Raw genomic sequence first — 14030 nt, 5'->3', positions numbered from 1 at the left:
TGTAGTTGTAATTTTTAATAATCCGATTATTCATCGTCTTTATTAAGATCATCCTGTTTGTTATTGTTGCTGACAGAAGTATCTTTATTAAGGGTTTTATCCTGATCTTCGGTCTCTTCTGATTTGACAGAGGAATTGTTTTCAATATCAATTTCTGTATTCAAATCTTCTGTGAATTTTTCCTCATATCGGTACGGATCCTCGTCTCTGGCGTAATTGTCGTTATCAACAAGGGTTTCCTGGTCGATATAATCAGGATCGCCTTCTACAAATTCCGGAATTGGTTCCGTATTAATAGTTCGTTTATATTGATCGTCGCTTTGAATGCTGTTTCCGTCCACTAGCGTATTTTGATCAATAAAATCAGGGTCTGTCTGACCGTATTCGTTGCTGTTTTGCTTTTCCATAACGCTATTTTTTAAATTAAACTTTTTGTATTAACTGAAGCTTTTATGTCTTTTTCTATTAAAAGAAATAGTAAAGCTTACTTTTTTAAGGCGTGTATTTTACAAATTTAGCGTAGAGGTTGCTGTTATTCATTACAGGAAAATAAATTATAGTTGCATAATTTGTAGGTATTGATAAGGTTAAGATTAAATAGATTTTTTTTGAATCTAATGAATAGCAATTTTAACAGAACTTATTTAAACTTAGAATTAAAGACGTTTTTATGTTGAAGTTTTAATAGGAAAACGTTTTTACTTGTTGTTAATTTTTGCTAAAGTATCTGCATTCTGCTGTTTACAGAGAATAAAACAGCAATAACAAGCGTTCTTAAACAAAACTATATTATGGGCTTATTTGATTTTATGATAGTGGAAATAGCTATGGATTTGGGAACAGCGAATACTTTAATAATTTATGACGGAAAAATTGTAGTAGATAGTCCATCGATTGTGGCAAGAGATATAAGAAACGGAAAAATTATTGCTGTAGGCAAAGAGGCCAGTTTAATGCAGGGTAAAACACACGAAAATATTAAAACAATCCGACCGCTGAAAGATGGTGTAATTGCAGATTTTGATGCTTCGGAAAAAATGATTAACTGGTTTATCAATAATATACCGGAAATTAAAAAAAATCTTTTTAAGCCTTCTTTGCGAATGGTGGTTTGTATTCCCAGCGGTATTACCGAGGTTGAGATGCGAGCGGTAAAAGAGTCGTGCGAACGTGTAAATGGTAAAGAAGTATTCCTGATTCATGAGCCTATGGCGGCCGCTATAGGGATGGGTATAGATGTTATGCTGCCTCAGGGTAATATTATTGTGGATATTGGGGGAGGAACTACCGAAATTGCGGTTATTGCCCTTGGCGGAATAATTTGCGATAAATCGATCAAGATTGCCGGTGATGTGTTTACCAATGATATCTTATATTATATGAGAACACAGCACAATTTATATATTGGAGATGCCTCGGCAGAAATGATAAAAATTGAAGTAGGCTCTGCAATGGAAGAACTCGAACAACCTCCTAATGATATGTTGGTACGAGGAAGAGATTTGCTTACCGGAAAACCAAAAGAGATAAAGGTTACTTATAGAGAAATTGCAAAAGCACTAGATAAATCGATTCTTAGAATCGAAGATGCTATTATGGTAACCCTTTCGTTAACGCCGCCTGAATTGGCTGCCGATATTTACAACACAGGTTTGTATCTCGCAGGAGGAGGAGCAATGCTACGTGGACTTGATAAAAGAATTTCTCAAAAAACAGATTTACCGGTTTATATTGCCGAAGATCCTTTAAGAGCTGTTGTTAGAGGTACTGGAGTGGTTCTGAAAGATATTACAAAATACAAAAGTGTATTGATAAAATAGATTTGTGTTTATATCTTTTATAGATTCTTTAATTAAAGTTCTACGATAGACCAATTTTTTTAGGAGCTAATCCCCGCACCCGAGTCTGAAAGAGCGAACTGGAGAAGCAATCTGTTCCAATCTTTTGTGTCCGCCGCGACGGACGCAAAAGGATTTCCGCTTCTATCGGGACTAGGGCAGTCATTTTCATAATACTATTTTCGTATAGTTTGTCATCCCGAGGAACGAGGGATCTCTACAAGTAGCTCGACAATTTATCAAAAATACTTTGCGTTATCTACTAACGGAGATCCTTCGTTCCTCGGGATGACAAGATTGTGCGTAATCAAAACTTTATAAACAAAATCGTCAATCTTTGTCGAGTTTCATGTGTGATCCTTCCTCCGTCAGGATGACAAGATTGTGCGTAATCAAAACTTACCATTAAAAAATCCGCATCATCCGAGTGCCATTACGCAAACTTAGGTAAAGGCTTTACTCAGCATTACAAACATTCAAAACCAAACTTACCATTAAAAATCCGCGTCAATCCGTGCTTTCGCGCCAGCGAATCCGTGCCATACGTGTACCATTTCTCTACGATTACTAACGAATTAGTTAAAAAACTAACCAATTAGTTTGTCTACTAATTAATTAGTAGTATCTTGCATCAAAATATTTAACCATGATAAAACTAGCCAAACGAGAAGAACAGATCATGCAGGTCTTTTGGGATTTAAACAAAGCTTTTATAAGAGACATAATTCCGTTATTGCCAGATCCTAAACCGCATTATAACAGCGTGGCAACAATAGTAAAGATTCTGGAAGAAAAAGGTTTTCTGAATCATGAAACAGCCGGTAATATGCATTGTTTTTTTCCTGTCATCAGTAGGGAAGAATACCAGCAATTTGCATTAAAAGACATTGTGAGTGATTATTTTGATAACTCTTATCCGCGAATGCTTGCCTTTTTTGCAAAAGAACAAAAGCTTACAGAAAAGGATCTTGATGAAATAGTAAATATCATTAAAAAAGGAAAAGTATGATACCTTATATCTTATATTCTGCTTTGATTCTTTCTGCCTGTCTTGTATTTTACAAGCTGCTTTTGCAAAAAGAAACTTTCTTTCATTTAAACAGGTATGTATTGCTGTGCTGTATGCTATTGGCTTTTGTTTTGCCTTTGATTCCGGTGCCTCAGCAATTATCGTTTAGAAATGCACCAACTACAACGGCTGTTGTTTTACCGGAAATTCCGGTTCATAAAAATAGCACAACCCAAGTAAAACAAGAATCCATACAGGAAACCACTGTAGAACCAACAAAACAATTCATCAATGTTGAAGTGGCGCTGCAATGGCTAATCTACCTGTATTGGTTTGGAGTAATCGTTTTTGGAGTAAATTTTTTAATGCAGGCAGTCATATTAATTACCAGAGCTTATTCGGGTTCGGTGATTCAGGACGGAAAATTTCGTATTGTAGAAATAACAGGAGACAAAGCTCCTTGTTCTTTTGCCAACAATATTTTCATTAATCCTGAAAAATACGAATGGGAAACCTACAATCAGATTTTGCTGCATGAAAAAATACACATCGAGCAAAAACATACTATAGATCTTTTGCTTGCCGAGATCGTTCTCATTTTTCAGTGGTTCAATCCTTTTGCCTGGCAATGGCGAAAAGCACTTGAAATTAATCTTGAATTTTTAACCGATGACCAAATGCTCAAACAGGATACTATTGAAAGAGAAAGTTATCAGTTTAGCCTGCTGAAAGTAGCAGCACCACAATTTCCTTTGAGTCTTACAACCAATTATAATCAATCATTACTTAAAAAACGAATCATCATGATGAACTCAAAAAAATCAAACGTAAACACTACGTGGAAATATTTTTTCCTCTTACCGCTTATGGTATTGTTTGCCTGCCTTTTTAATCAACCGGCAGCGCAAAGTCAAACACTTAATTCTACAGAGAAGTCTGCTGAAAAAGCCGCAAAAAAGTCAAATGTTCGAAATTCAATACGAACAGAAGGCAATTGGTTGGCGACGATCAAAGGCAATGAAGTATATCTACAATTAAAAAGCGATGAGAAAGACAATTCTTCAAGCACTTTTCAGTTGAGTGAATTTAAAGACCTGCAAAGAGACAAACAAGGCACATTTACATTGACACGCGAAGCCGGAACAATGACTTTTACCGGAAAATTTGAAGGCGATAAAGGAATGGGAACGTATAAATTTACGGCCGATAAAAACTATCAGGCAGCCATGCTTAAAGAAGGAATAAAAGTGACAGAAGACGATGACTTAATGGTTTTCTTTATGATCAACATCAAGCATTCGTATGTACAAATGGTAAAACAAAGCGGTTACAAGAATCCGGACAAAGACCATCTTATTCCTCTTGTAGCATTAGATGTCAATGAAACTTATATTGCATCGATAAAACAGGCAATTCCGGATATTGATCTTGAGAATCTGGTTCCTTTTAAATCATTAGGAATTGACAAAGCCTATATCGAAGAAATACGCAAGTCGGGTTATAAAGAGGTAACTCCGGGTAATATTATAGCATTAAAATCACAAGGCATCGATGGTAAATATATTGCCGATGTACGCAGTGCTGCAAAAGCTAATAATACTGGGGAAAACACTTCAAACAGCGATGATGATGTCCTTGCTTTCAAAGCATTGAATATTGATAAAGCATTCATTAATTCCCTGAAACAAGTTGGATATGACAATGTTTCAAACAGTGATCTAATTGCTATGAAATCATTAAATGTAACTGCAGAATACATCAGGGATTTTCAAAAAGCTGGTTTTACCAATATCAAACCAGATGACCTGATTGCATTAAAATCGCAAAATATAACTCCTGCTTTGATACAACAGTACAAAGATCTTGGTTTCAATAATCTGGATATGAACGATGTTGTAGGAGCACAGGCAACAGGCGCTACGCCAACTTTCATTAAATCGATGAGAGGAAAAGGACACGATTTTAAAAATCTTGAAAAGTACATTGAACTGAAATCGGTGCTAAATAATTAAGGACAAAGATCAATCACTTTGTTAAATAGGATTTAAAAAACAAATTAGATTGTAAGACTACAAAAGCCCAAACCTTTAGGAATGGGCTTTTTTAGTGATTGTTCTTTAATGGATTAACTTGCTTGCGAAGTCAGAGATGAATTTGTACAGCTTATCGGAAGAACTCTTCTTAGAACGAGGATTTACGACTTTTTAACAGCAAAAAAATTGCGTAGTCTACATTTGCGCAGCTTTTTTAATATAAACCTTTGCAGAGGATACAGCTTTTATTTTTTAATTTCTTCGAGCGAAAAGCCTGATTTCAATATTTCTTTTTGGTTATGAATCTCTGCAGAATAAATTCCTCTAATTATTTCAGGGGAATTTGATAAATACTTTATTTTATAAAATTTACCAATGTCTTTTGGCAATACATTTTTATGCAATCCGCTCTCAAAAGATATGTATTTTTTGCTTCCAATATAATATGATAAATATAAATAATTTCTTTTGGGAGTTTCTTGGATACTGTCAATTTTCCCAATCGTAATAATTCCGTTTCTCTCTAATTCCTTTTCATATCTATAACTTTTAAGTTGTCCATAAATTATAAAAATTATAATGGACAAAACAATAATTCCTCCTACTTTTTTTGTACTCATTTTTAATAATTTATTTTATTAAATTTGGAACTGCATTTGAGCCTGTTTCAATTATACCTTTAAAATATTCTCCAATAACTTTTCCTCAGATTCCTTCTCCTCCAAAGTAATTATCTGTTGCTTTTCCAAATCGATTACTAATTATGCCACCACCAACTTGTGCAGACCAATTAGCAAATGAATCTGGCGCTTGAATTCCTTCATTTTTTATAAAATTATTAGCAGAATAACTAAATGTTTCCCCCGCTGGCGCGTGTATCTTGCTAGTGATTTACCATTATTTTTCTATAAATACATTACGCATTTTTACCACCATAAAATTTTCTTTTGTTCTTTTTGAAATTTAATTTTTAGATCTTCAATTGTTTTACTGTTTTCAATTATAATTTCCTTTTTATAGTCATAACAATCTTCAAATCTAGCTAATATTGTATAATCTTGATCTAATATCAAAGTTTCTTTACGTGGATGGGATCCTCTTTCATCATAATAAACTTTATAAACATTCTGGTGATTTTTGAAATTGATTTTTCCCTTAGCACACAAATAAAAATTATCTAATTTTCTGTCAATAAAATAACAGGTGTCTTTAATTGTTGGAGAAAAAAATAAATACTTGTTTTTATCATTTTGGATAGTGGAGAAAATATACATATCTAATCCATTCCTATAAAAATCACGCAAATACTTATTCTTCTTTTTTCCATTTAAGTTAATTGAGATGTATTTTTCGATAATGGTATCATTTCTAAATTCATATTTTCTCATAGAATATCCAAGTAAACTATCATTTTCTGAATACATTTTGTAGTACAATTCTTTTTCTGTGAGAGTAATATTCTTATCTGTTTTTTTACAATAGATAAAAAAAAATGAAATTAGAAAAATAATCGCGATACTATATTTAAAACCTGTTTTATTCATTTTCTTTTTTACTTATCATTGCTTCAAACCAGATCTAAAAAGTTTTTCTTCTTGGCGCTGAATAAATATTTCTAATTATTAATTTCAAATTTAATATAAATTCTTTTTTAGATGATTTTTAAAATGATCATAAACCGCCATGTTCTTACTTTAAATTATGTTTTCCTTTATATATAATCAACAAATAATCCATTATCTTTGATAGAGAATGGAGCATTAAAAGATGATTTTTTTAATGCATTGATTCAATAAAACTTAGAATCTAAAATTATAGAAACTGAAGTTTTAAAATGATTTTTAAAAACAAATATTATGGAGAATTTAAAGAAAGCGTATATAGCCGGAGGTTGTTTTTGGGGTATGGAAGACCTTTTTCGTGTTCGTCCCGGTGTAACTAATACCGAAGTGGGTTACATTGGCGGAGAAAATGATAATCCCACTTATCAAAATCATCCCGGACATGCAGAAGGAATAGAGATTACTTACGATGCCAACATCACTTCTTTTAAAGAATTATTGGATTACTTTTTCAGGATGCATGACCCAACAACGGTAGATAGACAGGGTAATGACAAAGGATCGAGTTACAGATCGGCTATATTTATTCAGAACGAAGAAGAGGAGGAGGCGGCAAAAGAAGTAATTCAACTTGTTGATGATTCTAAGAAATGGCAGGGAAAAGTGGTTACGACACTTGAACCTATTAGTAAATTTTGGATTGCCGAAGGTTATCATCAGGATTATCTGGTCAAAAATCCAAACGGATATACGTGTCATTTTGAACGATTTAACACTTCGTTTTTATAAATGTTATGACGATTCGTTTAAAACATTAAAAATACAAATCTCTAAAGTCTTTGATTTTGGAGGTTTTTTATGCTAAAGATTTAATAATCTTATCTAATATAGGATCGACATTAAATGTTGTTGAGAAAAAAAATTAAACTCATTAATTATTTTCATGACAGAGAACGCAAGATTTTTATTTAAGGATACTTCTAAAAACACAAAGTTCACAAAGCTAAGCCAATACAAAACTTTGTGAACTTTGTGTTTTTTTATAAAAAAGAAGATAAAAAAACTTAGCGTTCTCTGTGGTAATTTTTTTCTCTCCACAGATTTTTGAAGTTATCCCTAAAACACAAGTTCAATTGATATCAGAATGATAAAATCGTATCATTTTGATAGGAATATCATTTAATCAAAGTTGTATGTTTTGTAATTAAGTTGTTGATATATAGGTTATAATGGTTAAAGTACATAGGTTTTCGAGAATTGGTATATAAATTGAAAATTCAGTTTCGTATTTCCAAATGCATTATAGATTGTATTATTAATAAAATAGGGAATACATCAAACTACATATGAAAACCCTACAACGTACCATAGATTTTTTCGGCAAAGATTTTCCAGAGCCTGATCCATTCCCCAACAAACAAATTGTATTACAAAATAGTCAAATTGCGGAAGAAATACCGAATTTTACGGTTGAAGTTGCCAGCGCCAAACATGTTTTTTGGACAAAAGAAATTTGCGACGTCACATTGTCCTCTGCCATAGCCCGCGGAACGGGTATTTCAGGACGTTCTCCTGAATTGCTGGAATCAAAAATAAAAAAAGGCGAAGCTATCATCGCTTTTACATCAGAAGGTATATGGGCCGGATTCTCTTTTATATCTTCCTGGGAAGAGGGGCGATATGTTTCTAATTCCGGATTAATTGTTGCGCCTGAATTCAGACATACAGGTTTGGCAAAAATGATTAAAAGAAAAATATTCGAATTGAGCCGTCAAAAATATCCTGATGCCAAAATATTCAGTCTGACGACCGGTTTGGCTGTAATGAAAATGAATCATGAATTAGGTTTTGAGCCCGTCACGTATGCTGAGTTGACAACGGATGAGGTTTTCTGGGAGAATTGCAAATCCTGTGTCAATTGCCCTATATTAATGAGTAAAGAAAGAAAAAACTGTTTGTGTACAGCCATGCTTTACGATCCTAAACACAATAAACCCGTAAATATTAAATAAAAAAATCAAACCATTTTGAAAATATAGAAGTAAATAATACCCGATATTTGCGACATAAAAAACACTTCAATTTTTATGATAAAAATAAACGAAAACCATTCATATCCTTTCAAGGAGGTACTTTTTACATTTGCCTTAGCTTCTGAAGCAGCCGAAGTGTTCAAAGACCATACTGCGCTTATTACCGGAATTGGAAAAGTCAATGCTGCCTACGAATTGACTAAAGCGATACAATTAAAAAGACCGTCGGTAATTGTAAATCTGGGTTCGGCGGGAAGTACTCATTTTAAGAAAGGTGATCTAGTTTGCTGTACAAAATTTGTTCAAAGAGATATGGATGTCAGAGGACTTGGTTTTGCTCTGTATGAAACGCCTTTGTCTGGTTTGCCGCCTGTTTTAGAATACGGTTTGGAAATGGACGGTCTGCCCTTAGGTATTTGCGGTACGGGAGATAGTTTCGAAATGCAGCATTCTGAAACCATTTATGATGTGGTAGATATGGAATCTTATGCGTTGGCTATGATTGCCATGAAAGAAAATATTCCGTTTTTGTGCTTAAAATACATCTCTGATGGTGCCGATGACAATGCAGCCGAAGACTGGAGTGTTCAGGTTCATAAAGCGGCTGTTGCTTATGGCAGTATTTTAAAATTGAATATAAACGAAACTGCGGCTAATTCTTAGAGGATAACGAATATTTTTTTTTCTCTGGCAGATTTAGCAAATTCAGCAGATTTTTTGATAAAGTTTGATAAAGAATAATCCGCTTAATCTGCCAGATCTGCGAGAGCTTTTATCTGCGTATTTTTCAAATCATTTTAATCTTTATCCCGATAGCTATCGGGAGTGGCGTACTAAAACTTTGCCGCTGGGACTTTGTGATAAAAAAAAGGCTGCCTGAATAGATTTCAGACAGCCTCTTATAACTGCAGTTTTTATAAGCACTTAAAAATTTACGACCAATTAGTTACTTTAAGATTAGTTTATTCCTCCTCCTAAAGCTTTGTACAATAATACCTGTGACTCTGCATTTTTTAATTGAATGTCAACAAAGTCCAGTTCGGCCTGCAGTTTATTTTTCTGAGCATTAATAATTTCCAGGTAATTAGCATAACCGCTCAAATACAAGTCATTCGAAACGTTTACTGCAATTTCCAGATGCTCAATTTCCTTCGATTTATATTTTAAAACGCCTACAAAAGATTCCGTTCTGTGCAGTAAAGCACTTAATTCATTATACGCCGTTGTAATCGTATTTTGATATTGTAAAAACGAAATCTGCTGTCTTTTATTGGATACAAAAAATTCCTGTTTGATCTGTCCTTTATTAAAAACAGGAGCCGTTAAACCGCCAAGCAATTGCCAGGCAAACGATCCGTTATCAAAAAAGGTAGAGAAAGAAAACGAATTAAAACCAGCATAACCTCCCAAATTTAAAGTCGGGAAAAAGGCGGCACGCGCTGCTTTTGCATCAGCATTTGTAGCACGCAGTTCGTGATAGGCTTCAGCAACATCTGGTCTTTTATGAATGATAGAATCCACGCTTATTTTTTGATTCAAAACCTCCAGATGACCGGAAAAGAAATCAGCACTTCTTTCGATTTTGCCGCCGTATTCTCCTAAAAGATTCAATAAAGCTTTTTCGGTTTGATCGATGCTTAAATTAAGCTGTTCGGCTTCGGCCAAAATATTATTATTCTGCGCATTAAATTGCTGCACTGCTAATTCTGTCGCTTTTCCCACAGAACGCTGAGCCGCTACAATATCAAGCGCTTTCTGCTGTGTTTTCAGGTTTTTTTTGTAAATCTCAGCTTGCTTGTCCAGAGCAATGAGTTTATAATACAAGTCGGCCACATCACTTAGTAATCGGGTTTGCAGTAAACGCATTCCTTGCTGAGAAGCAAAGAATCGTTCGCGTGCTGCTTTTTTACGATTGCTCAGTTTTCCCCAGATATCCGCTTCCCAGGAAACTTTTCCACCCAAAAACAGGTTAGGGGAAACATTTTCGTTTATCCTTTGTTTCTCATTAATATTTTGGGAAAAATTGGTATCAAAATTCCCTACACCATCCATGGTATATTTTCCGTAATGCGTTCCCGAAGCATCTGCTACAAGATCTAAAGACGGCAGCAAAGCCAGTTTTGCCACTTTTAAATGAGAATTAGCAATTAAAATTCTTTCCTGCATAATTAAATAATCAGGATTTTGAGCAATTGCTTTCTTTAAAAGATTTTCCAGTTTGGCATCTTTAAAATACGTTTCTGTTTTTAACGGAATAAAAGTTTGCAGACTATCAGACGCTTTTTTTCTTTTCAGGTCAAAATTTTCCGGCAGCTGTTTTGCTGCCAGATTATCATTGATTTTTGGTGCCGAGCAGGCGGTAAGAAGCAAAACACCGCCAAAGATTATATATCGATTTATTTGTTGTTTCATGTTTTATTTTTTATTCATTGCTTTTTCTAATTTGGCAAACAGGATGTAAAGCCCCGGAATGATCACAAGTCCAAAAACAGTTCCTATAAACATTCCTCCCGCAGCAGCCGTACCAATCGAACGATTTCCTACCGCTCCGGCTCCGCTTGCAATACATAACGGAATCAATCCTGCAATAAAAGCAAATGAGGTCATAAGAATGGGCCTGAAACGAAGTCTTGCGCCTTCGATTGCTGCCTGGGTAATTTCGCGTCCTAATTTGTTTTGTGCCATGGCAAACTCCACAATCAGGATGGCATTTTTGGCGAGCAGACCAATTAGCATGACGAGTGCCACCTGGGCGTAAATATTGTTGTCTAAGCCCACCATTAACAGGGCAAGGTAAGAACCAAAAACACCCACTGGCAGACTTAAAAGCACCGGAAACGGAAGCAGTAAACTTTCGTATTGTGCAGCCAACAATAGATAAACAAACAAAATACATAAGGCAAAAATGTAAATGGTTTGGTTTCCGGAGAGAATTTCTTCACGCGTCATTCCGGACCATTCGAGTTCAAAACGGCTTGGGAGTTTTTCGGCAGCGATTTTTTCTACCGCCGCAATAGCATCTCCGGAACTGTAACCTTCAGCAGGTTCCCCGTTGATCATTGCCGACATGTACATATTATATCGCGTTAAAACTTCTGGTCCGTAAACGCGTTCCAGTTTTATAAAAGTCGAAAACGGAACCATTTCGCCTGCATCATTCTTCAAATACATATCCAGAATGCTTTCCGGATTTTTTCTAAACTGCGGACTTGCCTGAACCATTACTTTATACATTTGAGAGAAACGAATAAAGTTGGTCGCATAAAATGAACCCAGCATGGTCTGTAAAGTCGCCATGGCATTGTCTACAGAAATTCCTTTTTTAGCCGCCAGATCATAATCAATATGAACTAAATACTGGGGGAAAGTAGCATCAAAACTGGTAAAAGAATTTTGTATTTCCGGAGAAGCGTTAAGTTCCTTAATAAAGTTTTTGGTTACTTCATCGGTATTATTAATGGTTCCACCTGATTTGTCGAGCAAACGAAGTTCAAAACCACTGGTATTACCAAATCCCGGAACCGTTGGCGGTGCAAAAATTTCGATTTGCGCATCGTTGATACCTTTTGTTTTCTCAGTTAGTTTGGCAATAAATTCGTTTACCGAAATATCGCGTTCTTTCCAGTCTTTCAAATTGATCATTCCCATTCCGTAGGAAGCTCCCGCGATTTCGGTTACAATGCTGTATCCGGCAAGTGTTGTTACGTTGTCAACTCCGTTTATTTCTTTGGCAAGACGCGTTACTTCGTCTAATGCTTTTTCAGTACGTTCCACCGTTGCTCCTTGTGGTGTGGTTACGTTTACATAGACCATTCCCTGATCTTCAGACGGAATAAATCCAGATGGAAGAAACTTGCTCGTTCCCCAGGTAAACAAACAGAATAAAACCAATAATCCAACCGTAATCGAAGTACGATCGGCAAATTTTACCAGTACTCTAATGTATTTAGAAGTAATATTGTCAAACCATTTATTGAATCGGTGGAAGAACCTGTCAAGCAAAGATGTTTTTTGTTTATTAGGATCGTGTGCTTTTAGCATAATCGCACATAAAGCCGGAGTAAGCGTAAGAGCGTTGATTCCGGAAATTACAATACTAATCGCCATGGTTAACGAGAATTGCCTGTAGAAAACCCCAACCGGACCGCTCAGGAAAGCTACAGGAATAAATACGGCAGCCATAACAATAGTAATGGCAATAACGGCTCCGCTAATTTCTTTCATGGCGCTGATCGTGGCGGGCAGAGGATCCATATGTTCTTCGGAAATTTTTACGTGAACGGCTTCGACGACGACAATGGCATTATCGACCACAATTCCGATAGAAAGAACTAGAGCAAAAAGAGTTAACAGATTGATCGAGAATCCCATCATCGACATAAAAGTAAACGAGCCAATTAAGGCAACGGGAACGGCCAAAACCGGAATTAAAGTCGAACGCCAGTCTTGCAGGAAGATAAAAACTACAAAAGCCACCAGAATAAAGGCTTCGATAAGTGTTTTTAAAACTTCGTCGATAGAAGCATCAAGGAAACGCGAAACGTCATAGGCAATATTATAATCCATTCCCGGAGGAAAAGAAGTTCCTTTTAGTTCTGCCATTTTTTCTTTTACACTGGCAATAACTTCAGAAGCATTAGAGCCCGGACGCTGTTTCAACATAATAGAAGCCGAAGGTTTTCCGTCGGTTTTAGAAACCATTCCGTAGCTCATCGAACCAAATTCAATGTTCGAAATGTCTTTTAATCGTAAGATAGTTCCATCTGAATTGGCTCTTAGTGGAATTTCTTCATATTGTTTGGGTTCAAAGAATTTTCCGCCGTATTTAATTACATATTGCAGCTGATTGTCCAATTGTCCTGATCCTTCACCCACTTTACCCGGAGCGGCAGAAATGTTTTGTTTTTGAAGGGAACTGATCACTTCATTTGCCGAAATATTATACGAAAGCATCTTTTGCGGATCCAGCCATACACGCATGGAATATTCTTTTTGCCCCATAATTTCAGCACGTCCGACACCATCAATACGTTTTAATTCCTGAAGAATATTAATATCCGTAAAATTGAAGATAAACTGTTCATCCTGAGTTTTATCGGTACTGGTAATATTCAGATACATCAGCATACTGTTTACCTCTTTTTCGGTGGTAACTCCGGCACGAATTACTTCTTCGGGAAGTTCGTCAAGTATTGTCGTTACACGGTTCTGAACGTTTACAGCCGCTAAATCGGGATCGGTTCCTACTTCAAAGAAAACCTGAATCAGTGTTAAACCATCGTTTGAAGTTACCGTTGACATATACGTCATTCCGGGAACACCGTTTATGGCACGTTCCAGCGGAAGCGCCACAGCATTGGCAGAAACCTCCGCATTGGCTCCCGTATATTTTGCCGTAACCGTTACAGACGGCGGTACAATATCCGGAAACTGGGTAATAGGAAGCTGAAACAAAGCCAGTAATCCTAAAAGTACTATCATAACCGAGATGATTAATGATAATATTTTTCTTTTGATAAACATTTCTATCATTGTGAAATCTTTTAAATATGTAT

The 14030-nt window shown here is 35.6% G+C and carries 11 protein-coding genes; 6 read left to right on the top strand and 5 right to left on the bottom strand.

The annotated features are described in order from the left end of the window. Positions 1–26: 26 nt before the first annotated feature. Entirely contained in the window at positions 27–407 is a 381-nt protein-coding gene (locus tag GIY83_RS09805; protein WP_194614872.1) for a hypothetical protein, read from the bottom strand. Positions 408–791: 384 nt separating this feature from the next. Here GIY83_RS09805 and GIY83_RS09800 point away from each other — a divergent pair, with 384 nt between their 5' ends. The 3 genes from GIY83_RS09800 (at position 792) to GIY83_RS09790 (ending at position 4859) form a co-directional block, all read left to right on the top strand. Beyond that, complete coding sequence (locus tag GIY83_RS09800; protein WP_194614871.1) at positions 792–1820, top strand: rod shape-determining protein; 1029 nt, start codon at positions 792–794, stop codon at positions 1818–1820. Between the two features lie 664 nt (positions 1821–2484). After that, entirely contained in the window at positions 2485–2847 is a 363-nt protein-coding gene (locus tag GIY83_RS09795; RefSeq protein WP_173971667.1) for a BlaI/MecI/CopY family transcriptional regulator, read from the top strand. Further along, positions 2844–4859 carry a M56 family metallopeptidase gene (locus GIY83_RS09790; protein ID WP_208686660.1) on the top strand — a complete coding sequence of 672 codons (2016 nt, stop codon included), beginning with the start codon at positions 2844–2846 and terminating at the stop codon, positions 4857–4859. The genes GIY83_RS09795 and GIY83_RS09790 overlap by 4 nt, the downstream gene beginning before the upstream one ends. A gap of 266 nt (positions 4860–5125) precedes the next feature. On the opposite strand, the gene GIY83_RS09785 is transcribed toward GIY83_RS09790, so the two are convergent. After that, positions 5126–5500: a hypothetical protein gene (locus GIY83_RS09785; RefSeq protein WP_194614869.1), complete on the bottom strand. Its 375-nt coding sequence runs from the start codon at positions 5498–5500 to the stop codon at positions 5126–5128. 306 nt (positions 5501–5806) lie between these two features. Next, complete coding sequence (locus GIY83_RS09780) at positions 5807–6424, bottom strand: hypothetical protein (RefSeq protein WP_194614868.1); 618 nt, start codon at positions 6422–6424, stop codon at positions 5807–5809. Between the two features lie 312 nt (positions 6425–6736). Between GIY83_RS09780 and msrA the strand changes: the two genes are divergently transcribed. The 3 genes from msrA to GIY83_RS09765 all read left to right on the top strand — a co-directional run bounded on the left by msrA (position 6737) and on the right by GIY83_RS09765 (position 9138). Then, positions 6737–7231, top strand: coding sequence for a peptide-methionine (S)-S-oxide reductase MsrA (gene msrA, locus GIY83_RS09775; protein WP_194614867.1), 495 nt, complete (start codon positions 6737–6739; stop codon positions 7229–7231). A gap of 557 nt (positions 7232–7788) precedes the next feature. Further along, the gene (locus tag GIY83_RS09770) at positions 7789–8454 is read left to right on the top strand and encodes a GNAT family N-acetyltransferase (protein WP_228520322.1); all 666 of its coding nucleotides are present in this window, start codon (positions 7789–7791) and stop codon (positions 8452–8454) included. A 75-nt stretch (positions 8455–8529) separates the two neighbouring features. Beyond that, on the top strand, positions 8530–9138 hold the full coding sequence (locus tag GIY83_RS09765; RefSeq protein ID WP_194614866.1) for a 5'-methylthioadenosine/S-adenosylhomocysteine nucleosidase: 609 nt from the start codon (positions 8530–8532) through the stop codon (positions 9136–9138). 294 nt (positions 9139–9432) lie between these two features. Here GIY83_RS09765 and GIY83_RS09760 read toward each other — a convergent pair whose 3' ends face one another. Together GIY83_RS09760 and GIY83_RS09755 are read right to left on the bottom strand one after the other, a co-directional pair. Next, positions 9433–10887, bottom strand: coding sequence for a TolC family protein (locus GIY83_RS09760; protein ID WP_194614865.1), 1455 nt, complete (start codon positions 10885–10887; stop codon positions 9433–9435). Between the two features lie 3 nt (positions 10888–10890). After that, on the bottom strand, positions 10891–14007 hold the full coding sequence (locus GIY83_RS09755) for an efflux RND transporter permease subunit (RefSeq protein WP_208686658.1): 3117 nt from the start codon (positions 14005–14007) through the stop codon (positions 10891–10893). Positions 14008–14030 lie beyond the last annotated feature (23 nt).

The organism is Flavobacterium sp. SLB02, from assembly GCF_009664855.1.
In the GTDB taxonomy this organism is placed as follows: domain Bacteria; phylum Bacteroidota; class Bacteroidia; order Flavobacteriales; family Flavobacteriaceae; genus Flavobacterium.
Note: the sequence above shows the minus strand (reverse complement) of the source record. Positions and strands in the feature narration are given on the sequence as shown.